The following is a 24185-nucleotide window of genomic DNA, read 5'->3' as shown; positions in this document are numbered from 1 at the left end:
GTAGTGCAAAGCCCCGACGAGCTCCACCGGGTTTGCCTTACACATATGGATTTTCGTATATTCGGAAAACCACATATTTAGGCTCCGCCAATGTCCGATCAACTGTCCCCACCCGCACTGTTCAAATCCCTGGCCGACGAAACCCGCGCACGTGCCGTACTGCTGATCGTCGAGCAAGGTGAGCTATGCGTATGCGAGCTGGTCTGCGCATTGGCCGACAGCCAGCCGAAGATCTCACGTCACCTGGCGCAACTGCGCACGAGCGGCCTGCTGCAGGACCGCCGCCAGGGCCAATGGGTGTACTACCGCCTGGCGCCGGATCTGCCGCAATGGGTGCGTGACGTGCTGGCCGCCACCCTGGCTGCCAACCGCACCTGGCTGCAGCAGGATGCCAGCCGTCTCGCCAACATGGGCGACCGCCCTGCCCGCCTCGCCACTTGCTGTTGAGAAGCCCGCATGCTTATCGCCGCCGCCATCTTCGTCTTCACTCTGATTCTGGTCATCTGGCAACCGCGCGGCCTTGGCGTCGGCTGGAGTGCCTCGCTCGGCGCGGTGCTGGCCCTGCTCACCGGAGTGGTCAGCCCCGGCGACATTCCCACTGTGTGGGACATCGTGTGGAACGCGACCTTCACCTTCATCGCCCTGATCATCATCAGCCTGCTGCTGGATGAGGCCGGCTTCTTCGAGTGGGCTGCGCTGCACATGGCGCGCTGGGCCGGCGGCCATGGCGCACGCCTGTTCGCCCTGTGCATTCTGCTCGGCGCAGCGGTATCGGCGCTGTTCGCCAACGACGGCGCCGCGCTGATCCTCACGCCCATCGTCATTTCCATGCTGCTGGCGCTGCGCTTCTCGCCGGCCTCGACCCTGGCCTTCGTCATGGCCGCCGGCTTCATTGCCGATACCGCCAGCCTGCCACTGGTGGTGTCGAACCTGGTCAACATCGTCTCAGCCGACTACTTCGGCATCGGCTTCGGCGCCTACGCCGCGGTGATGGTGCCAGTGAATCTGGTCAGCGTGACCGCCACCCTGGGCATGCTCTGGCTGTTCTTCCGCCGTGACATTCCTGCGCGCTATGCCGTAGGCAGCCTACCGGCGCCGCGTGAGGCGATCCGCGATCCACACACCTTCATCGCCGGCTGGATCGTCCTGCTGGTGCTGCTGCTCGGTCTGTTCGCGCTGGAGCCGCTGGGCATCCCGATCAGCGCGATTGCTGCAGTGTGCGCGGCGGTGCTGTTCGGGGTGGCCGTGCGCGGCCATCACATCGCCACGGCCAAGGTGCTGCGCGGTGCGCCATGGCAGGTGGTGGTGTTCTCGCTGGGCATGTATCTGGTGGTCTACGGCCTGAGCAACGCCGGCCTCACGGCGGACCTCACCACCCTGCTCGACGCGCTGGCTGCGCAAGGCATCTGGGCCGCCGCCATCGGCACCGGCCTGCTCAGCGCCCTGCTCTCCTCGATCATGAACAACATGCCCAGCGTACTGATCGGCGCTCTGGCCATCGACGCCAGCCAGGCCAGCGGCCTGGTACGTGAGGCAATGGTCTACGCCAATGTGATTGGCTGCGACCTCGGCCCCAAGATCACCCCCATTGGCAGCCTGGCCACCCTGCTCTGGCTGCACGTGTTGGCCCGCAAGGGCATCCGTATTACCTGGGGCTATTACTTCAGGGTCGGCATCATCCTCACCCTGCCGATCCTCCTGCTGACTCTTGCCGCTCTGGCCCTGCGCCTGAGCCTCTGACCCGGAGCCTTCCTGATGAAAGTCTTGTTCATGTGCACGGCCAACAGCTGCCGCAGCATTCTCTCCGAGGCGCTGTTCAACCATATTGCCCCGCCCGGCTATCAGGCCGTCAGTTCCGGCAGCTTCCCCCGCGGCCAGGTACTGCCGCGCAGCCTGAGCACCCTGGAGGCGGCCGGCATCTCCACCGCCGGCCTGTCGAGCAAGGGCAACGAGGCCTTCGAAGATAGCCCGCCGGACATTGTCATCACCGTCTGCGACAAGGCAGCCGGCGAGGCCTGCCCGGTGTACTTCGGCCCGGCGTTGAAGGCGCACTGGGGCCTGGAAGATCCTTCCCACGTGGAAGGCGATGAGATCACCATCGACGCAGCCTTCCACGCCACCCTGGCGCATATCGAGCGGCGCTGCCGCGCCTTCCTCGCCCTGCCGTTGCGCAACCTGAGCCGCGCCGAGCTGCAGCAGGCACTGGACCAGATCGGCGAATTGTAAGGAGAATCGCATGAGCGATCTGCCCAACCTCGACAGCGACCTGCTGCCAGCGGCCACCCCAAGCGACGGCCCGGCGCCGCGCATCCTGCTGCTGTACGGCTCCAACCGCGAGCGCTCGTTCAGCCGCCTGCTGATCGAAGAAGCCGCGCGCCTGCTCCGGCACCTGGGCGCCGAGACACGCATCTTCGACCCGTCCGGCCTGCCCCTGCCGGACGATGCCCCGGTGGAGCACCCCAAGGTGCATGAACTGCGCGAGCTGATGCAGTGGTCGGAAGGCCAGGTGTGGTGCTCACCGGAACGCCACGGCGCCATGTCGGCGGTGTTCAAGGCGCAGATCGACTGGGTGCCGCTGGCCATGGGCGCGGTGCGTCCGACCCAGGGCAAGACCCTCGCCGTGCTGCAGGTGTGCGGCGGCTCGCAGTCGTTCAACGTGGTCAACCAGCTGCGCGTGCTCGGCCGCTGGATGCGCATGTTCACCATCCCCAACCAGTCCTCGGTACCGAAGGCCTTCCTCGAATTCGGCGACGACAACCGTATGAAACCCTCGCCCTACTACGACCGCCTGGTGGATGTGATGGAAGAGCTGATGCGCTTCACCTGGCTGCTGCGCGACCACCCGGAACTGGTGGATCGCTACTCAGAACGCAAGGAGTCGGCCGAGGAGCTGATGCAGCGGGTCAATCAGAACAGTATCTGAGACGGTGGGAGGCGCTTTAGCGGCGACAATCGCGGCTAAAGCCGCTCCTACGGAATCGAGTGCAGGCTGATCAGGCGGCCGCGACGTAGAGTGGCGAGGCGGCCAAATACAGCACGACCAGCAGCACGCTCAGGATCAGTGCATTGAGTTGAATGCGCCGGACCTTGCTCAGACCGGCAAACTCCTTGGCGACGCTCAACACGAAGATGGCGCCTACCGCCACCATTGCCGGCATGGAGACCAGCGTGTCGGCCAGCCAGCTGTTCATCAGTCGCTCGCTGCTCGGGTAGAGCTCCTGACTGATCGCCATATAGCTGGGCCTGGCGCTGACCATGCCCCAGTAGGCTGCCAAGGTGATCAACTGCAGCAGGAGCAATGCCAGATTGCACAGCGTCTTCAAGCGCGGGAAACGACCTCGGTCACGGTTAGCCACAGAGCAGGCCCCCATTCTGGGTCTGCCCCATCATGTCCTTGATCACCCCACGCACCTTGGTGTCGGCCAACTGCCCGCCACTCGACTCGACCTTCACGCGGCTCAGCGAAAAGCTGGCCTCGTTATTGGCGTCATAGATGGTGAAGTTGACGTCCACGCTGCCACTGAACAGCAACGTACCCTTGAGCTCGACTTCCCCCAGCTTGCCGACCAGCGATGAGCGACTGCACAGCCAGGCGTGCTTGCCCGCGTCGATCTTCATCCAGCTGGTCTCGATATGGCCGGCGATCAGCGTGCCGCTGTTACCACCGACCTCAGGCCCGATAGCGATACCGAACACCTGCGGCTTATCGGCGCTTGAACGCCTGATCTGTATGTAGACGCCACTGAACAGATTGAAGCCAATGCTGGTCTTGGGGATGGCCGCGCCGACGCCGCTGGCCAGGATCTTCATTTCCATTACATGTTCCCTATGTAGAGTTGAATCAACCGCGGAGATTGGAGCAATGCGGTCCGCCTTGCCATGAACGATCACACAAACGGGCACTCCTGAGCGGCTCAGCGCTTCAGACCTTCCGAAACAGTATTGGTGCCGGGCGATCAACGCGCCGCGCTAGCTCAAAAGACCAGATCAACTGAACAGGCAAGCAACGGACACCGCTGATAGGCTGCGCACATGAATCTCGCCGCTCAACTCCAGACACTCATTGCCAACGACCCACAGCGCTTGCGCATCCTGCAACAGGTGCGCGGGCTCGACCTGCCCGATTGCTGGGTAGCCGCCGGTTTCGTGCGCAGCGCGGTCTGGGATCACCTGCACCAACGCACGCCATCCCCGTTGCCGGAAGATATCGACGTGATCTGGTTCGACCGCAGCCAAATCTCCCCTGCTCGCGACGCTGAACTGGAGACGATGCTGCGTCACAGGGACGAATCGCTGCAGTGGTCGGTGAAGAATCAGGCGCGCATGCATCTGCGAAATGACGATGCACCTTATGCCTCGGCTACCGAAGCGATGCGGTACTGGCCGGAGACTGCGACGGCGGTGGCCGTGCGACTGGATGAGCAAGATGAGGTTGAAGTTGCCGCACCGCTCGGCCTGGAAGATCTCTTCGAGCTGATCGTGCGACCGGCCGGGAGATTCAAGGCCGACAAGCAGCCGATCTACCAGCAACGACTGCGCGGCAAGAATTGGCTGGCGACTTGGCCGAAGTTGAAGGTGCTGACGTAGGGTGGATGTCGCTTTTTACATCCACCAATGGTGGATCGATGAAGCGTGATCCACCCTACGACAGAAACCCCGTGGGAGGCGCTTCAGCGGCGACAATCGCGGCTGAAGCCGCTCCTACAAGGCTAAAAATCCATCGAAAAGAGGATGTGACGAGCGCATCCAACCTACGACAGAACCCGTGGGAGGCGCCTCAGCGGCGACAAGCGCGGCTAAAGCCCCTCCCACAGAGCCAAGGTCAGATACCGGCGACCACTGCGCAGATACCCTGCGCGCTTTCGGCGAACTGGCTGCACAGGTGATTGATGGAGGTCACCAATACCTGCTCGGGCGAGGAGATGAAATCCACCGACATCATCACGCTGAGCATGGTGATGCTGATGATGGAGAAGGTGAACAGCTTGCGCGCCCACACTCGATCATCGACGGCCTTGTAGCCCGATACGCCCATCCACAGCCAGTAGGCACCGCTCAGCGCGGCGACCACGAAGTAGCTGTAGCCGGCGTAGCCGCTGAGCGTCAGCATCAGGGTCGCGACCACGAAGGCAGCGATGTACAGCACGATCTGCCGCTTGGCAGCCGAGATCCCCTTGATGACGGGCAGCACCGGGATGTTCGCGGCCTGGTAGTCATGGAAACGGAAGATGGCGATGGCATAGGAATGCGGCATCTGCCACAGGCTGAAGATCAACAACAGGATGGCGGCGCCAGCATCGAACTCGTTGCTCACCGCGCAGTAGCCAACCACGGGCGGGGCCGCCCCGGACAGGCTGCCGACCAGGGTGCCGTACACCGAGCCACGCTTGAGCCACAGGCTGTAGAGGCCGACATAGACCACGAAGCCCATGAGCACCAGCATCACCGCCAGGGTATTGGTGGCGGCATACAGCACGGCCACCCCCGCCACACCCAGCACGCAGGCATAGACGATGGCGTGCACTGGTGAAACCAGCCCCTGCGCCAGCACCCGGTTACGGGTGCGCTCCATCTTCTGGTCGATGTCACGATCGATGTAGTTGTTGAACACGCAGCCTGAGGCGATCACCAGAGAAACCCCCAGCGCTGTCGCGAAGTACAGCGCCAGGTTCGCATCGCCGCGCGAAGCCAGGAAGAAACCGCCCGTCACGGAAATCAGATTGCCGAAGACGATGCCCGGCTTGGCGAGGTTGAGGTACTGCTTCAGGAGCGCCAGCATCAGTTGATCATCATGTGATAGTGCATGCTCCACATGATCCAGACCGACAGGCCGACCACGAACGCGATGATCAGCACGGTGAAGATCATCGAAACGACGTTCCAACGGCCTTCCGCGTCGGTCTTCATGTGCAGGAAGTACACGAGATGGACGAGCACCTGCACCAGGCCGAAGAGCACCACGGTGATCAGGGTCGCGCCACGGCTCAGGCCCAGCACTTCAGGATGCATGACCAGCATGAAAGGGATCACGGTGAGGATCACCGACAGGATGAAACCGGTCAGGTAATCCTTGAAGCCCACGGCGTGGGCGGCGTGATTGTCTTGGTGAGCCATTTACAGCACCCCCATCAGGTAGACGACGGTAAACACGCAGATCCACACCACGTCGAGGAAGTGCCAGAACAGGCTGAGCAGGCCCACGCGGGTCTTGTTGGTGTCGGTCAGGCCACGGCTGCCGACCTGGAACATCAGCACCAGCATCCACAACAGGCCGGCACTGACGTGCAGGCCGTGGGTGCCAACCAGGGTGAAGAAGGCCGACCAGTAGGCGCTGACCTGCGGCCCGGCACCTTCATGGATCAGGTGACGGAACTCGTACAGCTCGATGCTGATAAAGGCCGCACCGAACAGGAAGGTGATGCCAAGCCAGCGCAGCACCGCGCCCTTGTCGCCACGGTAGGTGGCGAGCATGGCCATGCCGTAGGTGATACTGGAGAACAGCAGCGCGAAGGTTTCCACCAGCACCAGGTGCAGGCCCGGGCTGAGCATTTCCTTGGCGGTGGGACCGCCGGCGAAGGAATTGCTCAGTACCGCGAAGGTGGCGAACACCGTGGCGAAGATCAGCAGGTCGGTCATCAGGTAGACCCAGAAGCCGAACAGCTTGATTCCACTGGTGTCGTGGTGGTGCTCATGGCCGTGGCCATGAGCGTCATGTGGAAAATGGGGTTCGTAAGCGGTCATGGTTAGGCCTGTACGACTGCGTTGGCTTTGGTTTGGTGGTGCGCCTGCTCGATCCGCGCGATCTCTTCGGGCTGCACGTAGTAGTCGATGTCTTCGTCGTAGGAGCGCACGATGAAGCTGACCACGGCGCCGGCCAGACCAACGATGGCGAGCCACCAGATGTGCCAGATCATGGCGAAGCCGAAGGCGATGACGAACGCCGACACCACCAGGCCGTTGCCGGTGTTCTTCGGCATGTGGATCGGCTCGTAGTGCTCCGGTGCAGGCATCAGCTCGACACCATTCTTCTTCGCCTCATAGAAGGCGTCGATCTTGTCCGCCGTCGGGATGACCGCGAAGTTGTAGAACGGTGGCGGCGAGGACGTCGCCCACTCCAGGGTGCGGCCGTCCCAGGGGTCGCCGCTCACGTCGACGTTTTCCTTGCGCTTGATGTAGCTGGTGACGAACTGCACCACGGTGAAGACGATGCCGATACCGATCAGCACGGCGCCGACCACGGCCACCTGCACCCACGGCACCCAGGCCGGGTTGTCGAAGTGGTTGAGGCGACGGGTCATGCCCATGAAGCCCAGCACGTACAACGGCATGAAGGCGAAGTAGAAGCCGATCAGCCAGCACCAGAAGGAGTAACGGCCGAAGCGGTCGAGCAGCTTGAAGCCGAAGGCTTTCGGGAACCAGTAGATGATGCCGGCCAGGTAGCCGAACACCGCACCACCGATGATCACGTTGTGGAAGTGGGCGATCAAGAACAGGCTGTTGTGCAGCACGAAGTCCGCCGCCGGCACCGCCATCAGCACGCCGGTCATGCCGCCGATGGAGAAGGTCACGAGGAAGCCCAGGGTCATCCAGGTCATGGCGTTCAGTTGCAGACGGCCACGGAAGATGGTGAACAGCCAGGTGAAGATCTTCACCCCGGTGGGGATGGCGATGATCGAGGTCATGATGCCGAAGAAGGCGTTGACGCTGGCACCCGAGCCCATGGTGAAGAAGTGGTGCAGCCACACCACGAACGACAGCACGCCGATGGCCGCGGTCGCCCAGACCATCGAGGCATAACCGAACAGGGTCTTGCGCGAGAAGGTCGCCACCACCTCGGAGAACACGCCGAACGCCGGCAGGATGAGGATGTACACCTCCGGGTGACCCCAGATCCAGAACAGGTTGGCGTACATCATCGGGTTGCCGCCCAGTTCATTGGTGAAGAAGTGGAAATCCAGGTAGCGGTCCAGCGACAGCATCGCCAGGGTCGCGGTCAGCGGCGGGAAGGCACCGCAGATCAGCACGCAGGTCACCAGGATGGTCCAGGTGAAGATCGGCATCTTCATCAGGCTCATGCCCGGTGCACGCATCTTGAGAATGGTGGCGATGAAGTTGACCCCCGTCAGCGTCGTCCCCAAGCCCGATAGCTGCATGCTCCAGATGTAGTAATCCATCCCCACACCCGGACTGAACTTGATCCCCGATAACGGCGGATACGCCACCCAGCCGGTCTTGGCGAACTCGCCCAGGCCCAGCGACAGGTTGATCAGCAGCGCGCCACCGACGAACAGCCAGAAGCTCAGCGAGTTCAGGTAGGGGAAGGCCACGTCACGCGCGCCGATCTGCAGCGGCACGACGATGTTCATCAGGCCGGTGACCAAGGGCATGGCCACGAAGATCAGCATGATGATGCCGTGCGCGGTGAAGATCTGGTCGTAGTGCTCCGGCGGCAGGTAGCCCTGCCCGTCACCGTGGGCCATCGCCAGGTGGGTCCGCATCATGATCGCGTCGGCGAAGCCACGCACCAGCATGACCAGCGCGACGAGGATGTACATCACGCCGATTTTCTTGTGGTCCACCGAGGTGAGCCACTCGCTCCACAGGTAGCCCCACTTCCTGAAGTAGGTCACCGCCGCGAACAACGCCAGACCACCGAGCGCCACGACGGCCAGGGTGATCATGATGATTGGCTCGTGGTACGGAATCGCATCCAGAGTCAGTTTTCCAAACATATTCACTCCTGCACCTCCGCTGCTTCGTGCATGGCCGTGCTGTGGGAATCTTTCAGGGTCAGGTACTGCCCGATCACCTTGTTGAACAGGTTCGGTTCGACCTGGCCGAAGTAACGTACCGGGTAGACCGGGTAGCGGTGGTTGACCATTTCGCCGGGCTCGCCCACCTGCTTGAAGGCGGCGAAGTCCATGACCTCGGGCGATTGCTTGACCTTGTCGACCCACTGCGCGAACGCGTCGTCGCTGACCGAGTGGGTGGTGAAGCGCATGGCCGAAAAGCCTTCGCCGCTGAAGTTGCCGGACTGGCCGAAGAACTCGCCCTGTTCGTTGGCGATCAGGTTGAGCTGGGTACGCTGGCCGCCCATGGCGTAGATCATCCCGCCGAGCTGCGGGATCGACAGCGCGTTCATCACCGTGTCGGAGGTGATGTGGAAGGTCACCGGGGTCTTCTCTGGAATCACCAGCTCATTGACCACGGCCACCCCCTGGTCCGGGTAGATGAACAGCCATTTCCAGTCGAGCGAGACGACTTCGATGTTCAGCGCCGGCTTGTCCGATTCGATCGGACGATAGGGGTCGAGCGAATGCGAGGTTTGCCAGATGATGACCGCCAGAACGGCGACGATGATCAGGGGAACGCCCCAGACGACCAGCTCGATCTTGTGCGAATGTGCCCAGTCGGGCATGTAGGTGGCCTTCTCGTTCGACTCGCGATAACGCCAGCCAAACAGGAAGGTCATGATGATCACGGGTACCACCACGATCAGCATGAGTCCGATGGAGATCAGGATCAGATTGCCCTGCTCGACACCGATCTGCCCTTTCGAGTTGAACAGTGCCCAGTCACATCCACCGAGCGCCGAGAAGGCAATCGCCATCACCAGCCAGCGCGCACAACGATGGTATTTCTCTTCTTTCATGTCACGACCTTCAACTGAGTGAGCCCACAGTCGGCTTCAGTTGCCGTGCGGCCCATCGAGTAAGAGGCCGGCAGCAAGAACTCAGAGCTTGAGCATCCGTGCAAGCGAAGCGGTAAACCGTGGGAAGCGCGGATGTTGCAGGCTCTGACAGCCCCGCACAATTAGTTAGCAGCCTACTTAGGCGCCGGTTGACCGCCTCGCCTCGACATATTTCGCAACATATACGCAATGATTTGAAACACTTTGCCAGCAGAAGCCGGCAAAGAATCGGAGGGGTGCGACAAAAGATCACAGCCCCGGTTTAGAGCTTTTTGTCAGCAAATTGACAGGAATCAATGACACGAAAGATGCTATCCGCCGGCAGCGTGCCAGGCCTTGACATTTAGGAAATTTCGGGAGTCTTGCACCGATGAGGAGCGTCCGCCTTGCGACGGGCTGAGCGCATAGCGGGGGCAAGTAGAGACAGAGGACAGCTGGTGTTGTAGCCCGGATGTAATCCGGGGCAATCGAGGTCAGCCCAAAAGCATCGCGGCTGAAGCCGCTCCCACGGGACCTGTGAGCGCCTGCAAAGTGAGCGGCATTTCGTTTCAGCCGCGATAGCTTCACCTAACCCACACGCAACCCTGAACGACTCGATATATGCCCCGGATTGCATCCGGGCTACGAACGGCGGTCAGCAACGGCTTGTGTGGGAGGGGCTTTAGCCGCGACGAGTATCGCGGCTAAAGCGAAAGCCGCTCCTACAGACATCCACCTATCCCGTAGGAGCGGCTTCAGCCGCGATAGCTTCACCTAACCCACACGCAACCCTGAACGACTCGATATATGCCCGCGGATTGCATCCGGGCTACGAACGGCGGTCAGCAGCGGCTTGCGTGGGAGGGGCTTTAGCCACGACGAGTATCGCGGCTGAAGCGCAAGCCCCTCCGCCGCTCCAGACATTCACCTATCCGTAGGAGCGGCTTCAGCCGCGATAGCTTCACCTAACCTACGTGCGACCCAAAACGACTCGATACATGCCCCGGATTGTATCCGGGCTACGAACGGAGGCCGGCAACAGGCTACGCCACTACTTCCAGGCGCAATAACAGCCCACTGCCAGGCCGCTGGCGAGGGACACATGGCGCCCCTGGGTCAGTGCCTCAAGCACCGGCTCGACGAAGCTGTTGCTGGAGTTGCACACCAGCCCTTCGCTGTAAGGGCCGGCATAGGCCAGGTTGCCGTCGCGATCCCAGATCGCCAGCGCCGGGCTGGCCGGCAGCGCCTCCATGCCCTCGACGCCCGGCAGGGGCTTCATCCGCCCACGCAGAAACGGCGCGATCTCGCCCGTGCTGCCCGGCTTCTGCACGCTGTAGAACGCCACATCGGCATTGCGGTGCAGGCCGATCAGGTAGCGCAGGTGCGCGTCGGTTTCCGCGTTGCAGGGGCAATCCGGGTCCCAGAAGTGCACGACCCGGATCGGCCCGGGCCCGGCCAGCTCGGGCGGCAGCTTCAACTCGCCCTGACCGAAGATCACCGTCTGCTCGGCATAGGGCCGCAGGTAGGCCGCGCCGCTAAGCCACCAGATCAGCACCACGATCCCCAGCGCCAATACACAGAAGCCCACCACCAGATGCTTGAAGCTCAGGCGTTGCAGCAGGTTCATGGCTGATGGCCGAACTTGCGCAGGAACTGCTTCTCCATCTCCTGGCAACTCTCCTCGGTGAAGCTGCGCTCGGTGGCCTGCGCGCTCTTCCAGCAGGCCTCGATGGCCGCGCGCTCGCCAGCTTCGATCTCGGCGTCCTGCGGGCGGGTCATGATGTAGATCAGCCCGGCGAAAATCAGCACCACAAAGGCCAGGCCGGCCAGGAACAGGCCCAGGCAGCCACGGCGCCCCAGCCCGGATTTATCTTCACTTGCGCTCATCTTTCTCGGTTTCCGCATTCATCAGTGGTTGGCTCGCCCCTGCACCGGGGCGAGCGCCGATCATCAACCTTCAACCAGCGTCCACTGCTTGCTCAGGCGCTTGTCCGATACCGCCATCCTGGTGCCCAGTTGCTGGGCGAATAGCGACACGCGGTATTCCTCCAGCATCCAGCGATACAACGTGAGCTGCGGGTCACGCTTGCCTTCCTGGGCATGTTTGGCAGCACGCGCCTTGTACTGTTCCCAGTAGCCTGTGAGTTCGCCGGTCCATACGCGGTCGCGCTGCACCTGCGCGCCGACCTTGTCCAGACGCTGCTCGATGGCCTTCAGATAACGCGGAATCTCCTTGAGCCACTCGCCCGGCGTCTCGCGCACGAAGCCGGCGTACACCAGATTGGCCAGTTGCAGCTTGATGTCGTTGAGCGCCATGGCCTGGGCCAGGTCGATCTTGCCCTTGAAGCGCTTCTGCAGGTCATGGTGCAGCTTGAGGATTTCCAGCACCTGGCGGGCGATACGTTCGGCATGCGCCGTCCAGTCACCGCGCTTGCGCTCGGCCAGTTGCGCCAGGGCCGCGCCATCACGCGGCAGCGTCGCTTCGCCTTCGAGGATGCAGGCATCCAGGCTGGCCAGCAGAATGTCCTCGACCAGCGCCTCGACACGGCCAATATCGCGATACAGCAGGCCCAGCTCAGTCAGCCCCGGCAGCTTGCCGCGCAGGAACTTGGCCTGTTCGGCCAGTTGTTGCAACAGCAAACGCTGCAGCGCACGGCGATGCTGGAAGTCGGCCTCGGCCTGGGTCGGGAAGCGCCCTTCCTTGACCACCCCACCTTCTTCCACCAGAGCCGGGTAAACGGTCATGGAAAGCCCGGCGATCTTCTGCTGCGCCTTTTCCGCCACCTCGGCAAAGGCCTTGGCCTCCACCGCTTTCGGCTTGTCGCTCTGCTGCGGGATGGCCAAGGCAGCCTGGCTGGCCTCGGCGAAACGTGCGGTCAGTTCGGCCAGATCGCGACCTTCGCCGAGGAACTTGCCGCGCGCATCAACCACCTCGATGTTCATCTTCAGATGGTTCTCGATGCTTTCAGCCGCTTCCGCCCAGGCCTCGTCGGATACCCGCGCACCAGTCATGCGCAGCAACTCCTGACCGAGTGCCTGCGGCAACGAACCCTGGCCAAACACCAGCTTGTCCAGCGCGGCGCCGACGAAGTCCGGCACCGGCACGAAGTTCTTGCGCAGCGCCTTGGGCAGGCCGCGCACCAGCGCCACGCACTTGGCCTCCAGCAGCCCCGGCACCAGCCATTCCAGGCGCTCGGGTTGCAGTTGCGGCAACAGCGGCGCCGGCACGCGCAGGGTCACGCCGTCACGCGGGTGGTTGGGCTCGAAATGGTAGGACAGCGGCAGTTGCAGCTCGCCGATGCGCAAGGTGTCCGGGTACTGCGCGGCGGTGACCTCCCTGGCATCGCGGGCCAGGGCGTCTTCCTCGCGCATGATCAACAGCTGCGGATCGGCCGCGCTGCCTTTCTTGTACCAGCTCTCGAAACTCGCGGCCTGGTAGATGTCCTGCGGGATGCGCGCCTCGTAGTAGCCGAACAGGGTTTCCTCGTCGGCGAGGATGTCGCGGCGGCGCGACTTGGCCTCCAGCTCGTCGAGGCGTTCGAGCAACTGGCGGTTGGCAGTCAGGCAGCGCACGCGGCTGTTGATCTCGCCTCGCACCAGCCCCTCGCGAATGAACATCTCGCGCGCCACCGGCGGGTCGATGGGGCCGTAATGCACCGGGCGGCGACCGACGATGATCATGCCGTACAGGGTGACCTGCTCGTACGCCACCACCTGGCCGCGCTTCTTCTCCCAGTGCGGTTCCAGATGGTTCTTCTTCACCAGATGCGCCGCCAGCGGTTCGATCCAGTCCGGCTCGATCTTGGCCACCATACGGGCGAACAGCTTGGTGGTTTCCACCAGCTCGGCGGCCATCACCCAGTTGGGCTTCTTGCGCCCGATCACGCTGGATGGATGAATCCAGAAGCGCCGCTGACGCGCGCCGAGGTAGTCGCCCTCCTCGGTCTTCTGGCCGATCTGGCTGAGCAGGCCGGCGAGAATCGCCTTGTGCACGGCGGCATAGTTCTTCGCCCGCACCGCCGCCTCGCTGGCCTCGGCCTGCTGGCGGGCGATGGCGTTGACGCGGGTGTCCTTGGTCGGCTGCGGCGCGTTCGCCGGCTGCTCGCCCTTCGCCTCCGAGCGGTTCTGCCCGCCCTTGCCTGTCAACTGCAGATCGCGGGCGATCAGCACCAGTTGGCGGTGCGCATCACGCCACTCGCGCAGGCGCATGTAGTTGAGGAAGTTCTTCTTGCACCAGGTCCGCAGCGGGTTGCTGCCCAGCTCCTGACGTTTTTCCTCGAAGCCGCGCCACAGGTTGATCAGCGCGGCGAAGTCCGAGTCCACATCCTTCCACTGCGCATGCGCCTGGTCGGCAGCCTGCTGGCGATCTATCGGTCGCTCGCGTGGGTCCTGCACCGACAGCGCAGCAGCGACGATCAGGACTTCCTCCAGACTGCCCTGCTTGGCCCCCTCCAGCACCATGCGCCCCAGGCGCGGGTCGATAGGCAGGCGCGCCAGTTGCCGGCCGATGGGCGTGAGCTGGCTTTCGCGGTTGACCGCCGACAGCTCCTGCAACAGGTTGAAGCCGTCGCTGATGGCCTTGCCGTCTGGCGGCTCGATAAAGGGGAAGTCCTCGATGCTGCCCAGGCGCAGGTGCAGCATCTGCAGAATCACCGCCGCCAAGTTGGTGCGCAGAATCTCCGGGTCGGTGAATTCAGGGCGACCGAGAAAATCCTCCTCGCTGTACAGGCGGATGCAGATGCCCGGCTCGACCCGCCCGCAACGGCCCTTGCGCTGGTTGGCGCTGGCCTGCGACACCGGCTCGATGGGCAGGCGCTGCACCTTGGCGCGGTAGCTATAGCGGCTGATGCGCGCGGTGCCGCTGTCGATCACGTAGCGGATGCCCGGCACGGTCAGCGAGGTTTCCGCCACGTTGGTGGCCAGCACGATCTTGCGTCCGGCCATGGGCGCGAAAATCTTCTGCTGCTCAGCCGGCGTCAGCCGCGCATACAGCGGCAGCACCTCGGTAAAACGCAGGTTGGCCTTGCGCAGCACCTCGGCGGCCTCACGAATCTCGCGCTCGCCGGGCAGGAATACCAGCACGTCGCCGGGGCGCTTGCCCACGCTACGCTCGTGCTCGGCGATCTCGTCCAGCGCGGCGAGGATGCCTTGATCGATGGACAGGTCATCGAGCAGGCGCTCGCCCTCCTCGTCCACCTCGGCCGCCAGCGGGCGGTACCAGGTTTCCACCGGGTAGGTGCGACCGGACACCTCGATGATCGGCGCATCGTTGAAGTGTTTGCTGAACCGCTCCAGATCGATGGTCGCCGACGTGATGATCAGCTTCAGATCCGGGCGACGCGGCAGCAGGGTCTTCAGGTAGCCGAGCAGGAAGTCGATATTGAGGCTACGTTCGTGCGCCTCGTCGACGATGATGGTGTCGTACTTTTCCAGAAAGCGGTCGTGCTGGGTTTCGGCGAGCAGGATGCCGTCGGTCATCAGCTTGATCAGCGTGCCGTCCTTGCTCTGATCCTCGAAACGCACCTGATAGCCGACCAGCTCGCCCAGCGGCGTACCGATTTCCTCAGCCACCCGTGTCGCCACACTGCGCGCCGCCAGACGGCGCGGCTGGGTGTGACCGATCAGCCCATGCACACCCCGGCCGATCTCCAGGCAGATCTTCGGTAACTGCGTGGTCTTGCCCGAACCGGTTTCACCGGCGATCACCACCACCTGGCTCTTCTCCAGCGCGGCCTTGATCTCGTCGCGCTTGGCGGCAATCGGCAGCGCATCGTCATAGCGCATCACCGGGATGCTGCTGCGCCGCGCCGCCACCTTGTCGCTGGACGCCTGAAAACGCGCCAGCCACTGCGCCAGCTTGGCCTCATCGGGGTGTTTCTGCAGCTCATGCAACTGCCTGCGCAAGCGATGGCGCTCGGCGATCATGACGTGGTCGAGGTTGTTCTGCAGCGTGGCGAGGTCAGTCATCTGGATCGGGGCAATCAGGGCAAAGGCGGGATTGTCGCAGATTACGCTCTAAGGCGGGCAGGCTATGCCGTAGCGGAAGAGCGCGGAATTAAGGCGTAAGGGAGCGGCGGCTTTCGGCCAAAAGCAGTCATCCACGAAAGGCTACTTCCGACCTAAGCCGACACCTGGATAGCTATGCAATTGAGGGCGACTTAGAAAGTATATAGATGCTTTAAGACACCTACGTTCAAGACAAGAAATCTAAGGGTTGATGAGTTTATGCTCACCAAAATTTGCATACTAATTAGCCAAGCACTAAAATAATACAAAAATCAAAGCACTTTTCTTTAGCACAAAAAAAGGTTTACAGGGATGGCCGAATACAGAGTAACAGTTTCAGCAGACCTATCAAAAATTGAAAACTATGAGGGTTGCAAGTGCTTTTTAGAAACACTCTACTCAGAAAGCGAAAGCTGTGACACAGAAAAAGAACTTAAGATATTTTTAGCGTCACAGAAGTGCGAGTTCAGGCCGCGCCACTTTGTATGGCACGAATACCTTTCTGCCATAGAAGACTTGTCAATAAAAGAAGAAAAAACCTTCATGGCCATGTTTGTAGTTGGCGACGGTGCAATTGATTTCTGCAATGAGTTAAATTCACTTCTAAAAGAAATCAAAGCCAAACGGATAAAAATAGAACTCATCTATGATGGGGGGGTCGGAGAAAATTGACTGGAAATTACTGGGCAGCCCGGAAAGTATATCCACAATATTCTTGAGAAAACCTGAAACCCTACTGATCAATGGCGCCAGCGGTCACTACAAATTAGTATCGAGAGACGGCAGTTTGCTCGGCGAGCTAAACATAGCGCTTGGTCACTTGGTAGGGGCGCAGACTATATTCAATAAACATGGCGACGTGCTGTTCATCATAAACTTCAAGTCAGGCATTCCCCATGGAAAGTTCAAGGCATACTATCCAGATGGCAGTAACATGTTAGAAGGCACTTTTAATGAAGGTATGCTGGGCGACCAATTCCTCACATGGGAAAACAATGGGCACGTACAAACAAGGTCAAATTATAAGGATGGTTTACTGCACGGAGCCCAATATATTCACTTAAGCAAAGAGCAAAGTCCTCACCTTCAAGCAAATTACAAAAACGGACTACTAAATGGGCCAGCAACATGGAGATGTGGTTTTATGGACGATAAAACATGCCATGCGGTATTTAAGTCTGGCAAGTCCCCCGAAAATATCGATGAGTACACTATGGCTAGGCTGGAAGCGCTTGAGGACAAGTTGGCTCCTAACGAAAGTTTCATGATGTTTATTGACCCCCACCAATTCTACGAGTTGATCTCTAGGCTCGCTCTCGAGCAATCAAACAATCCACCCTCCGCGCCCTGATACCGGCCCACCTGTACGCTCTTATCATATCAGTCCCAGATACTTGATCCTGTAACCTAATGCTGTACGCGCCATCGTATGACCGCTTCTGGCCGATTGCAGCCGGTCGTGAAGCGCAGAACGGCCAAAAGCAGCAGTTTCATGATCGTTACCACGCCGGAGCGTGGGAGCCGTCGTATTTTCTGCGGACACCGTTCACAGAGCTGAGCTGCCACAAGCCAGTGCGCAAGGCTTTCATATAGCCAGAAGCCCGAGCATCACAACGCTCCCCAGGCTAAAGCCTGAACGATGGACGCCGAACAGTCGATCAGCCGCCCCACACCGCACCACATCAAAAGTCACAACGGCCCCTCCGCAAAGTGGACCACTCATTAAGCCTTTAAATGGATCAATACCTTGATCCTCTTAGTTGTCTTAATTGAGCAGACCTTACTGATCCCCATCCACAAAGGGTACTGCTCTATGACTCGTCTGAATTGGTTTGAGGCTTCACCCGGTGCAGCCAAAGCACTGGGAGGGCTGCACCATTACGTCACCACCGGAACGAACCTGCCGCCCCAGCTCATACATCTCGTGTTCTTGCGGGCATCGCAAATCAATGGATGCGCGCACTGCATCGATATCCATTCGCGAGACTTGATCAAGGGAGGTATGTCAGTAGAAAAGCTCGTTCTGGTGCCGGTCTGGCATGAAGCCGCACATCTGTTTTCCGACCAGGAACGTTCCGCCCTGGCCTGGACGGAAGAAGTGACCCTGGTCGGCGAAACGCATGTTTCCGACGAGGCTTATGCCGCGGCATCGTCTGCATTCCCCCCTAAAGACCTGGTCGACCTTACGGCGGCTATCGCAGCCATGAACGCGTTCAATCGCATGGGTGTCAGCTTTCGCTTGAGCCCTGCTGCGAAGGCGTAAACCGGAAGGGGGGATTTAATCCCCCCTTCTCAGGCGTCTCTTCTTAAACCGCTAGCGCCGCTGCACCTCTGGAACGCCAGGCAAACCCCAGCACCATCAGCAGCCCCAACCCGGCCATCGCTGCGCCGGCCAAGGAAATCGCCGGATAGCCCAACCCCGCCTTGATCACCGCTCCGCCCAGCGCTGCGCCAATCGCGTTACCGAGGTTGAAGGCGCCGATATTCACCGCCGAGGCCAGGTTGGGTGCGGCCTTGGCCGCCTCCATCACGCGCATCTGCAGCGGCGGCACGATGGCGAAGCTGGCGATGCCCCAGATCAGGATGGCCACGGCGGCCGGCAGCGGCCAGCGCATCAGCACGGTGAAGGCCAGCAAGACCAGGATCAGCGCGCTCAGCGAGACGATCAGGGTGCGGTCGACGGAGCGATCCGCCGCCTTGCCGCCCCAGATGTTGCCGAGCGTCAGGCCGATGCCGTACAGCACCAGCATGGCGGTGATAAAGGCGGTGGACGCCTGGGTCTCGCTGCTGAGGATCGGCGCGATATAGGTGAACACGGCGAACATCGCGCTGGAGCCGATCACGGTCAGGGCCAGTGCCGCCAGCACCGGGCCACGGCCCAGCACGCGGATTTCCGCCAGCACGCCGTCGCTCTTTGGCAGCGGCACGTTGGGCAGCGCGAACCACAGCGCGAGCATCGCCAATACGCCCAGGCCGGTAATGCCCGCAAAAGCCGTACGCCAGCCAAACACCTCACCGAACCAAGTCGCCAGCGGCACACCGCCGATCGTCGCCAATGTCAGCCCCATGAACATCGCCGCCACCGCCCCTGCACGCTTGTCCGGCGCGACTACGCTGGCGGCGACGATGGAACCGACGCCGAAGAAGGCGCCGTGGTTCAGCGAAGTCACCACCCGAGCGATCAGCAGGCTGTAGTAGTCAGTCGCCAACGCCGACATCAGGTTGCCCAGGGTAAAGATGGCCATCAGCCCGATCAGCAGATAGCGCCGGGGAATCTTGCCTGTGGTCAGGGTCATCAATGGCGCGCCGAGCAGCACACCGAGGGCGTAGGCGCTGACCAGCAAGCCGGCAGCGGGAATGGAAACGCCGAGATCGCTGGCGATGCCCGGCAACATGCCCATGGGGGCGAACTCGGTGACACCGATGCCGAAGGCACCGATGGCGAGTGCAACGAGTGGTGGATTGATACGCATGGAAAGGCTCCTCATCTATGCCGCGAATGCTAGGATCCAAACCTTGCCGGCGGTAGATGGCCTTTCTGACAAACACCTTTGCTTACGGAGCACAAATGGACATAGGCGGCCGATCAGGTGACATGGTGGTGTTCGCCACCGTGGCGGAACAAGGCAGCCTGTCGGCCGCAGCTCGCGCACTGGGGCTGACGCCCTCGGCGGTCAGCCGGATCATCGCGCGCACCGAGCAGCGCCTTGGCACGCGCCTGCTGCTGCGCACCACCCGCGCGATCACCTTTACCGCCGAGGGCGAGGCGTACCTGCGCGGCGCGCGGCGCATCCTTGCCGATATGGCGGAGGTCGAAGAAGCCATCACCGATCAGGGCGTGCCACGGGGCCGCTTGCGTGTCAGCGCTGCCCTCGGCCATGGCCGGATGACCATCGTGCCGCTGGTGGCGGCGTTCAGCGCGCGTTACCCGAGCATCACCGTCGACCTCAGCCTGGGCGACGAAGTGGTCGACATTCTCGGCGGCCAGGCGGACGTGGCGGTGCGCTTCGGCCTGCTACCGGACAGCCCGTTGACCGCACGAAAAGTCGGCGAAACCGGCCAGGTGGTGGTGGCCTCCCCAGACTATTTGCAGCGCCATGGCACACCGCAACAGCCGGAAGACCTGCTGCAGCACAACTGCTTGCGCTTCAACTTCCGCCGCGCCGAACCCAACTGGCCCTTTATCCGCGACGGCCAGGCGTTCTCACTCAAGGTCTGCGGAAATATCGAATGCAGCAGCGGCGAGGCGCTGGCGCAGTTCGCCCGCGTTGGCGCCGGCATCGCGCGCATCGGCGAGTTCACCGTGGCCGAGGACATCCAGCGCGGCGATCTGGTGCCGCTGTTGCAGGCCTTCAACCCCGGCGACCGGGAACCGATTCATGCGGTGTTCGTCGGCGGCACGGCAATGCCGGCGCGGGTGCGGGTGTTCGTGGATTTTCTGGTGGAACATCACCGGATGTGAGGGGCAACTGCCAATAAGATTGTGATCCGCCAACAGAGAAAAGTGCCAAAACCTGAAGCAGGTGGCCCCGTGCGCCGCTCCTACCAGTGTGCTAACTTGCGAGCAGAAATTGATCAAGTCGTTGGGGTAGCCAAGCCATGAACCACAAGCTGAACACCTATGGCGTATCCATAGTAGAAAGGCCCAAAATCAAGGCCACTAAGAAACTGGACTTGGGCGGCGAGCAAGGTAAGCAGATCGTTTACTCAGAAACCAAACTTGCGCTCAGAACTCACAAGAAAACCTTTCAGAAACTGGCTGACATGTAATGGAATTGATCTTTTTTCCATTTGAACGTGTCATCGAGATAAATACGCAAATCTTGACTACCGAGCCCGGAATGAAAGGAGTAGTAAACATTCCAACTCTGCAGGGCGCGCTTGCTCGAATCGACAACGCCATCGCTTATGATGGCCTCGACGATGTGTTTGAAATAGCCGCCAAATACACTGCCAGTATCGCGCGAGGCCATGCACTGCCTGACGCGAATAAACGCACCGGGCTGGCAGTCGGACTAGAGTACCTTTCACTCAATGATTATGAGATTACGCTAGATAATGATCTTTTGGCGGATGCGGTCCGGGACTTAGTTACCGGCGGTATCGATGAGTATGATTTCGCCGACATTCTGTACTCCAGCTTCATCGCCTCTCAAAATCAGCCTTAGCAACTAGCGCGGACATCCACTGCAACGGCGGATGAAGAGCCCCATCCACCTTACGGTGAAACCGAGGCGTAAGGTGGACAACGCGCAGCTTGTCCACCGCTTCTTCAAGCGCCATCGATGCTCGAAATATGCGACTCCGAACCGATGAAGCTTGAAGCAACAGCGGCCCCGAGCCGATGAACTACCCCGGATTTCGCCGTGCTCAACCCAGGCTACAGGCCAACAATCGGACGCCCTTGCGAACTGCGTCCAGAGTGTCTTTCGTCTTCAGGTCGTGTACTGGGTCAACACTGATCCCAAATTTCGATGCCTAGCTCAGCATCAGACGGACATGCGCTGATCCGCTCCTGGAGCACTTCGGGCGTGAAGTAAAGCGCCGGGGACGTTCTCCGGTTCGCTGGCAGCATCGGCAGTATGTCGCTGGCCGCCCCCCTGTACAGGCTTGGGAAGTTGTCAGAGCGGGTCTGCGTGAGCTTTCCGGCTTCGGCCAGTTCATCGACCCACCGCGGCCACCCGGCCTCCCAGAGGGCCAGGGTGTTTGCTCCTCGAACCGACTCAACGTCGGGGTGCATATAGATCCGTATCTGATAGCTCATTCAGCGCCCTCCCTCGCACTCAGCCAAGCCCGCCAGCAACTTGCCGGTCAATTCATGCAACGCCTGCTGCTCGTCCACGGTCAATCCTGAAAGCACACGCTGCAGGTTGGCCACATGAGCGGCGAGCATACCGTCGATCAGTTCGAAACCGGCCGGGGTCAGGGCCACCAGCACGCCGCGGCGGTCGCTGGGATGTTTGCGCCGTTCGATCAGCCCGGCTTTTTCCAGGCGGTCGATGCGGCTGGTCATGCCGCCCGAAGAGATCATCGCGCTCTCGTACAACGCCGTGGGCATCAACGCATAAGGCTCGCCTGCGCGACGCAGGGTGGCGAGCAGGTCGAACTCACCGGCCTGCAGCCCGTGTGCGGCGAAGAACGGCAGCAGGTGGTCGCGGCTGATCACCTGGCTCAGCTCCCCCAGGCGGCCGATCACTGCCATGCAATGAGCATCCAGATCGGGCCGCTGTCGTTGCCACTGCTCAGCGGCCAGTTGTGCACGGTCTTGCATGTCGCCCTCGATTTATCTTGCTATCAAGATACTTTTCAAAAAGAATGTTGCCATCGTAGCGTATCCATACCAAGGAGGCACCTGCATGTCGGGCACCCAATATCGGCCAGTTCTCGCCGTCGCGCTGCTGTTCACCATCGGTACGCTGATGGGCTTGACCAGCAATCTGGTCAAGCTGGCCAGCGGCAGCGGATGGCAGCCGATGGCCTTTTTGCTCTGGAGCCTGCTCGGTGGCGGCCTGCTGCTGTTGCTGTTCGCCTGGCTGCGGGGGGAACGGCCCGGCATGAGTCTGCCTCAACAGCGCTACTACCTGGCCTCCGGCTTGCTCAGTATCGCGGTGCCCAACGCCCTGCTGTTCAGCTCGATCGGTCATGTCGGAGCCGGCTTCGCCTCGATGTGCCTGGCCTTCCCGCCACTGATCACCTACCTGCTGGCTCTGGCCCTGCGCATGGAAGGACTCAGCCGCGTCCGCCTGCTGGGCATCTGCATCGGTCTGGCCGGCAGCCTGCTGCTTGCCCTGGGCAAGCTCAACAGCGGCGACAGCCCGACGCTTTGGGTGCTGGGCGCGCTGAGCGTGCCGGTGTTCCTGGCGCTGGGCAATATCTACCGCGCCCGCTACTGGCCGAGTGGCGCGAGCCCGCTGTCACTGGCCCCCGGCATGCTCCTGGGCGGGGCCGTGCTGCTGGCCTGCACAGCCCCGCTCGGCGTGGACTTTACGCCGCATCTGGAAAGTGCCACGGCAGTTGGCCTGCTGGGCGCACAGATGCTGTTGTTCGCCGCGGTCTATGCGCTGTTCTTCATTCTGCAGAACCTGGCCGGCACCGTATTCCTCAGCCAGATCGGCTCGGTAGCAGCGATCACCGGCGCAGCCATCGCCATCGGCCTGCTTGGTGAACAGGGCAGCCTGAGCATGCTGCTGGCCGCATTGTGCATCGTCGCCGGCGTGCTGCTGGTCGCCTGGCGCGGCGCGAAGGGGGCACAGGCATGAAGCGCGAGAATCTGTTGCTGATCGCCATCATCCTGCTCGGTCTGAACCTGCGCCCGGTGCTGGCGGCCATCGGCCCGCTGCTCGACCGCATCCAGCTCGATACCGGCCTGGATCATGTCGGCGCCAGCCTGCTGACCAGCCTGCCCGTGGTCATCATGGGCTTGGGCGCGTTGGCCTCCGGCCCCTTGCGTCGACGTCTCGGCGACAGCGCCGGCATTTTCCTCGGCACGCTGCTGATTGCCTTCGCCTGCCTGCTGCGCGGCCTGCTGCCCGACGGCAATACGCTGATCATCAGCGCCCTGCTCGCCGGAGCCGGCATCGCCTTCGTTCAGGCGCTGCTGCCGGGCCTGATCAAATCGCGCTTCGCCGCGGACAGCGGCCGCCTGATCGGTTTCTACAGCTGCGCGATCATGGCCGGTGCCGCTTTCGGTGCGGCGTTCACCCCTTGGCTGGCGCAGTCGATAGGCTGGTCCTGGGCGCTGGCGGGCTGGGCACTGCCGGCCCTGCTCGGTGCGGCGATATGGCGTCGTGCGGCGCCGGCCAGGCCGGCAACCGCCCCAATGACCACGCCGCCGCTTGCGCCCTGGCGCTGGCCCAGAGCCTGGCTGCTGATGAGCTTCTTCGGCATCGGCACGGCCGGCTACACACTGGTGCTGGCCTGGCTGCCGCCCTACTACACGGCCCTGGGCTGGAGCGCTCAGGCCAGTGGCCTGTTGCTGGCGGCGCTGACGCTGTGCGAGGTGGTCGCCGGCCTGTTGCTCTCCAGCCTGCTGTCTCGCTTCCCGGATAGACGCCCCTTGCTGGCGCTGGTGCTGCTGTCGCTTCTCGCCGGCCTGATAGTCCTGCAGCTGGCACCGCAGACACTGGTGGTACTCGTCGCCCTGCTGCTGGGGGTCGGTATCGGCGGTCTGTTCCCGCTGTCGCTGGTGGTGGCGCAGGATCACCTGGAGGATCCCCAGCAGACGGGCGAGCTGCTGGCCTTCGTCCAGGGTGGCGGTTATCTGATTGCAGCGTGCGCGCCGTTGCTGGCGGGCGTGCTGCGCCGCTACAGCACGGACCTGAGCCTGAGCTGGCAGCTGATGGCACTGGCAACCGTGCTGCTGATGGCCATGGCGGTGCGCTTCAGCCCCAATCACCAACGCCGCCCTTTGCGCGTCGCGACGGACTGACGCGCGCGCGGCTCAGCGGTGGAGCTGGTCGACCAGAGCCGGCCGGCAAGCGCCGGAGCATTGAAGTCGTGAACGCCCTGC

Annotated in this window: 26 protein-coding genes; 13 read left to right on the top strand and 13 right to left on the bottom strand. The window is 61.9% G+C overall.

Annotated elements, in window-relative coordinates; translation table 11 throughout:
* Positions 1-90: 90 nt before the first annotated feature.
* The 4 genes from DXK50_RS09315 to arsH are packed head-to-tail and all read left to right on the top strand — an operon-like array spanning position 91 to position 2923.
* Positions 91-447 (top strand): metalloregulator ArsR/SmtB family transcription factor, encoded by a 357-nt coding sequence (locus tag DXK50_RS09315; protein ID WP_161866542.1) that lies wholly within the window; start codon positions 91-93, stop codon positions 445-447.
* A 9-nt stretch (positions 448-456) separates the two neighbouring features.
* On the top strand, positions 457-1740 hold the full coding sequence (locus tag DXK50_RS09310; RefSeq protein ID WP_212630117.1) for an arsenic transporter: 1284 nt from the start codon (positions 457-459) through the stop codon (positions 1738-1740).
* A gap of 15 nt (positions 1741-1755) precedes the next feature.
* The gene (locus DXK50_RS09305) at positions 1756-2226 is read left to right on the top strand and encodes an arsenate reductase ArsC (RefSeq protein ID WP_212630116.1); all 471 of its coding nucleotides are present in this window, start codon (positions 1756-1758) and stop codon (positions 2224-2226) included.
* Positions 2227-2236: 10 nt separating this feature from the next.
* Positions 2237-2923 (top strand): arsenical resistance protein ArsH, encoded by a 687-nt coding sequence (arsH, locus tag DXK50_RS09300; RefSeq protein ID WP_212630115.1) that lies wholly within the window; start codon positions 2237-2239, stop codon positions 2921-2923.
* Between the two features lie 70 nt (positions 2924-2993).
* Here the strand turns inward: arsH and DXK50_RS09295 are convergent, their stop codons facing one another.
* Both DXK50_RS09295 and DXK50_RS09290 read right to left on the bottom strand, forming a co-directional pair.
* Complete coding sequence (locus tag DXK50_RS09295) at positions 2994-3356, bottom strand: hypothetical protein (protein ID WP_161866546.1); 363 nt, start codon at positions 3354-3356, stop codon at positions 2994-2996.
* Positions 3349-3816, bottom strand: a complete 468-nt coding sequence (locus tag DXK50_RS09290) for a hypothetical protein (RefSeq protein ID WP_212630114.1) — start codon at positions 3814-3816, stop codon at positions 3349-3351. The genes DXK50_RS09295 and DXK50_RS09290 overlap by 8 nt, the downstream gene beginning before the upstream one ends.
* 216 nt (positions 3817-4032) lie before the next feature.
* Here DXK50_RS09290 and DXK50_RS09285 point away from each other — a divergent pair, with 216 nt between their 5' ends.
* Positions 4033-4587, top strand: coding sequence for a nucleotidyltransferase family protein (locus tag DXK50_RS09285; RefSeq protein ID WP_212630113.1), 555 nt, complete (start codon positions 4033-4035; stop codon positions 4585-4587).
* Positions 4588-4822: 235 nt separating this feature from the next.
* Here DXK50_RS09285 and cyoE read toward each other — a convergent pair whose 3' ends face one another.
* The 8 genes from cyoE to hrpA form a co-directional block, all read right to left on the bottom strand.
* On the bottom strand, positions 4823-5779 hold the full coding sequence (gene cyoE / locus DXK50_RS09280; RefSeq protein WP_212630112.1) for a heme o synthase: 957 nt from the start codon (positions 5777-5779) through the stop codon (positions 4823-4825).
* On the bottom strand, positions 5779-6114 hold the full coding sequence (cyoD, locus tag DXK50_RS09275; protein WP_074675324.1) for a cytochrome o ubiquinol oxidase subunit IV: 336 nt from the start codon (positions 6112-6114) through the stop codon (positions 5779-5781). Before cyoD ends, cyoE begins: the two co-directional genes overlap by 1 nt.
* Positions 6115-6741: a cytochrome o ubiquinol oxidase subunit III gene (gene cyoC / locus DXK50_RS09270; protein ID WP_161866550.1), complete on the bottom strand. Its 627-nt coding sequence runs from the start codon at positions 6739-6741 to the stop codon at positions 6115-6117.
* 2 nt (positions 6742-6743) lie between these two features.
* Positions 6744-8732 carry a cytochrome o ubiquinol oxidase subunit I gene (cyoB, locus tag DXK50_RS09265; protein WP_212630111.1) on the bottom strand — a complete coding sequence of 663 codons (1989 nt, stop codon included), beginning with the start codon at positions 8730-8732 and terminating at the stop codon, positions 6744-6746.
* 2 nt (positions 8733-8734) lie between these two features.
* Positions 8735-9652 carry a ubiquinol oxidase subunit II gene (cyoA, locus tag DXK50_RS09260; RefSeq protein ID WP_212630110.1) on the bottom strand — a complete coding sequence of 306 codons (918 nt, stop codon included), beginning with the start codon at positions 9650-9652 and terminating at the stop codon, positions 8735-8737.
* 1069 nt (positions 9653-10721) lie between these two features.
* The gene (locus tag DXK50_RS09255; RefSeq protein WP_212630109.1) at positions 10722-11297 is read right to left on the bottom strand and encodes a DUF6436 domain-containing protein; all 576 of its coding nucleotides are present in this window, start codon (positions 11295-11297) and stop codon (positions 10722-10724) included.
* Positions 11294-11557, bottom strand: coding sequence for a hypothetical protein (locus DXK50_RS09250; protein WP_161866554.1), 264 nt, complete (start codon positions 11555-11557; stop codon positions 11294-11296). The genes DXK50_RS09255 and DXK50_RS09250 overlap by 4 nt, the downstream gene beginning before the upstream one ends.
* Positions 11558-11620: 63 nt before the next feature.
* Positions 11621-15637, bottom strand: a complete 4017-nt coding sequence (gene hrpA / locus DXK50_RS09245) for an ATP-dependent RNA helicase HrpA (protein ID WP_212630108.1) — start codon at positions 15635-15637, stop codon at positions 11621-11623.
* A 351-nt stretch (positions 15638-15988) separates the two neighbouring features.
* On the opposite strand from hrpA, the gene DXK50_RS09240 reads away from it, so the two are divergent.
* The 3 genes from DXK50_RS09240 to DXK50_RS09230 all read left to right on the top strand — a co-directional run bounded on the left by DXK50_RS09240 (position 15989) and on the right by DXK50_RS09230 (position 17939).
* On the top strand, positions 15989-16348 hold the full coding sequence (locus DXK50_RS09240) for a hypothetical protein (protein WP_212630107.1): 360 nt from the start codon (positions 15989-15991) through the stop codon (positions 16346-16348).
* Positions 16323-17027 carry a toxin-antitoxin system YwqK family antitoxin gene (locus DXK50_RS09235; RefSeq protein ID WP_212630106.1) on the top strand — a complete coding sequence of 235 codons (705 nt, stop codon included), beginning with the start codon at positions 16323-16325 and terminating at the stop codon, positions 17025-17027. Before DXK50_RS09240 ends, DXK50_RS09235 begins: the two co-directional genes overlap by 26 nt.
* Before the next feature lie 462 nt (positions 17028-17489).
* Positions 17490-17939 carry a carboxymuconolactone decarboxylase family protein gene (locus tag DXK50_RS09230; protein ID WP_212630105.1) on the top strand — a complete coding sequence of 150 codons (450 nt, stop codon included), beginning with the start codon at positions 17490-17492 and terminating at the stop codon, positions 17937-17939.
* Positions 17940-17982: 43 nt separating this feature from the next.
* Here DXK50_RS09230 and DXK50_RS09225 read toward each other — a convergent pair whose 3' ends face one another.
* Positions 17983-19149: an MFS transporter gene (locus DXK50_RS09225; RefSeq protein WP_212630104.1), complete on the bottom strand. Its 1167-nt coding sequence runs from the start codon at positions 19147-19149 to the stop codon at positions 17983-17985.
* Between the two features lie 95 nt (positions 19150-19244).
* On the opposite strand from DXK50_RS09225, the gene DXK50_RS09220 reads away from it, so the two are divergent.
* The 3 genes from DXK50_RS09220 to DXK50_RS09210 all read left to right on the top strand — a co-directional run bounded on the left by DXK50_RS09220 (position 19245) and on the right by DXK50_RS09210 (position 20844).
* Positions 19245-20138 (top strand): LysR family transcriptional regulator, encoded by an 894-nt coding sequence (locus DXK50_RS09220; protein WP_212630103.1) that lies wholly within the window; start codon positions 19245-19247, stop codon positions 20136-20138.
* 137 nt (positions 20139-20275) lie between these two features.
* Complete coding sequence (locus tag DXK50_RS09215) at positions 20276-20446, top strand: acetyltransferase (RefSeq protein WP_169971081.1); 171 nt, start codon at positions 20276-20278, stop codon at positions 20444-20446.
* Positions 20446-20844: a type II toxin-antitoxin system death-on-curing family toxin gene (locus tag DXK50_RS09210; protein ID WP_212630102.1), complete on the top strand. Its 399-nt coding sequence runs from the start codon at positions 20446-20448 to the stop codon at positions 20842-20844. The genes DXK50_RS09215 and DXK50_RS09210 overlap by 1 nt, the downstream gene beginning before the upstream one ends.
* Positions 20845-21128: 284 nt before the next feature.
* On the opposite strand, the gene DXK50_RS09205 is transcribed toward DXK50_RS09210, so the two are convergent.
* Both DXK50_RS09205 and DXK50_RS09200 read right to left on the bottom strand, forming a co-directional pair.
* Complete coding sequence (locus DXK50_RS09205; protein WP_212630101.1) at positions 21129-21440, bottom strand: hypothetical protein; 312 nt, start codon at positions 21438-21440, stop codon at positions 21129-21131.
* Positions 21441-21947 carry a MarR family winged helix-turn-helix transcriptional regulator gene (locus tag DXK50_RS09200; RefSeq protein ID WP_212630100.1) on the bottom strand — a complete coding sequence of 169 codons (507 nt, stop codon included), beginning with the start codon at positions 21945-21947 and terminating at the stop codon, positions 21441-21443. It abuts the gene before it with no gap.
* 85 nt (positions 21948-22032) lie between these two features.
* Between DXK50_RS09200 and DXK50_RS09195 the strand changes: the two genes are divergently transcribed.
* Together DXK50_RS09195 and DXK50_RS09190 are read left to right on the top strand one after the other, a co-directional pair.
* Positions 22033-22935 (top strand): DMT family transporter, encoded by a 903-nt coding sequence (locus tag DXK50_RS09195; protein WP_212630099.1) that lies wholly within the window; start codon positions 22033-22035, stop codon positions 22933-22935.
* Complete coding sequence (locus DXK50_RS09190; RefSeq protein ID WP_212630098.1) at positions 22932-24104, top strand: cyanate transporter; 1173 nt, start codon at positions 22932-22934, stop codon at positions 24102-24104. Before DXK50_RS09195 ends, DXK50_RS09190 begins: the two co-directional genes overlap by 4 nt.
* The last annotated feature ends 81 nt before the right edge of the window (positions 24105-24185 follow it).

The sequence above is a fragment of the Pseudomonas sp. KB-10 genome, from assembly GCF_018221585.1.
Lineage (GTDB): Bacteria > Pseudomonadota > Gammaproteobacteria > Pseudomonadales > Pseudomonadaceae > Aquipseudomonas > Aquipseudomonas yangonensis.
Note: the sequence above shows the minus strand (reverse complement) of the source record. Positions and strands in the feature narration are given on the sequence as shown.

Bases quoted from the DNA above. Each gene is read 5' to 3' on its own strand.
- DXK50_RS09220 (WP_212630103.1), top strand. From the start codon at position 19,245: ATGGACATAGGCGGCCGATCAGGTGACATGGTGGTGTTCGCCACCGTG.
- DXK50_RS09285 (WP_212630113.1), top strand. From the start codon at position 4,033: ATGAATCTCGCCGCTCAACTCCAGACACTCATTGCCAACGACCCACAG.
- cyoE (WP_212630112.1), bottom strand. From the start codon at position 5,779: ATGCTGGCGCTCCTGAAGCAGTACCTCAACCTCGCCAAGCCGGGCATC.
- DXK50_RS09235 (WP_212630106.1), top strand. From the start codon at position 16,323: ATGATGGGGGGGTCGGAGAAAATTGACTGGAAATTACTGGGCAGCCCG.
- DXK50_RS09290 (WP_212630114.1), bottom strand. From the start codon at position 3,816: ATGGAAATGAAGATCCTGGCCAGCGGCGTCGGCGCGGCCATCCCCAAG.
- DXK50_RS09240 (WP_212630107.1), top strand. From the start codon at position 15,989: ATGGCCGAATACAGAGTAACAGTTTCAGCAGACCTATCAAAAATTGAA.
- DXK50_RS09205 (WP_212630101.1), bottom strand. From the start codon at position 21,440: ATGAGCTATCAGATACGGATCTATATGCACCCCGACGTTGAGTCGGTT.
- DXK50_RS09210 (WP_212630102.1), top strand. From the start codon at position 20,446: ATGGAATTGATCTTTTTTCCATTTGAACGTGTCATCGAGATAAATACG.
- hrpA (WP_212630108.1), bottom strand. From the start codon at position 15,637: ATGACTGACCTCGCCACGCTGCAGAACAACCTCGACCACGTCATGATC.
- DXK50_RS09225 (WP_212630104.1), bottom strand. From the start codon at position 19,149: ATGCGTATCAATCCACCACTCGTTGCACTCGCCATCGGTGCCTTCGGC.
- DXK50_RS09305 (WP_212630116.1), top strand. From the start codon at position 1,756: ATGAAAGTCTTGTTCATGTGCACGGCCAACAGCTGCCGCAGCATTCTC.
- cyoC (WP_161866550.1), bottom strand. From the start codon at position 6,741: ATGACCGCTTACGAACCCCATTTTCCACATGACGCTCATGGCCACGGC.
- cyoB (WP_212630111.1), bottom strand. From the start codon at position 8,732: ATGTTTGGAAAACTGACTCTGGATGCGATTCCGTACCACGAGCCAATC.
- DXK50_RS09215 (WP_169971081.1), top strand. From the start codon at position 20,276: ATGAACCACAAGCTGAACACCTATGGCGTATCCATAGTAGAAAGGCCC.
- DXK50_RS09255 (WP_212630109.1), bottom strand. From the start codon at position 11,297: ATGAACCTGCTGCAACGCCTGAGCTTCAAGCATCTGGTGGTGGGCTTC.
- DXK50_RS09195 (WP_212630099.1), top strand. From the start codon at position 22,033: ATGTCGGGCACCCAATATCGGCCAGTTCTCGCCGTCGCGCTGCTGTTC.
- DXK50_RS09315 (WP_161866542.1), top strand. From the start codon at position 91: ATGTCCGATCAACTGTCCCCACCCGCACTGTTCAAATCCCTGGCCGAC.
- DXK50_RS09200 (WP_212630100.1), bottom strand. From the start codon at position 21,947: ATGCAAGACCGTGCACAACTGGCCGCTGAGCAGTGGCAACGACAGCGG.
- arsH (WP_212630115.1), top strand. From the start codon at position 2,237: ATGAGCGATCTGCCCAACCTCGACAGCGACCTGCTGCCAGCGGCCACC.
- DXK50_RS09310 (WP_212630117.1), top strand. From the start codon at position 457: ATGCTTATCGCCGCCGCCATCTTCGTCTTCACTCTGATTCTGGTCATC.
- DXK50_RS09250 (WP_161866554.1), bottom strand. From the start codon at position 11,557: ATGAGCGCAAGTGAAGATAAATCCGGGCTGGGGCGCCGTGGCTGCCTG.
- DXK50_RS09190 (WP_212630098.1), top strand. From the start codon at position 22,932: ATGAAGCGCGAGAATCTGTTGCTGATCGCCATCATCCTGCTCGGTCTG.
- cyoD (WP_074675324.1), bottom strand. From the start codon at position 6,114: ATGGCTCACCAAGACAATCACGCCGCCCACGCCGTGGGCTTCAAGGAT.
- cyoA (WP_212630110.1), bottom strand. From the start codon at position 9,652: ATGAAAGAAGAGAAATACCATCGTTGTGCGCGCTGGCTGGTGATGGCG.
- DXK50_RS09230 (WP_212630105.1), top strand. From the start codon at position 17,490: ATGACTCGTCTGAATTGGTTTGAGGCTTCACCCGGTGCAGCCAAAGCA.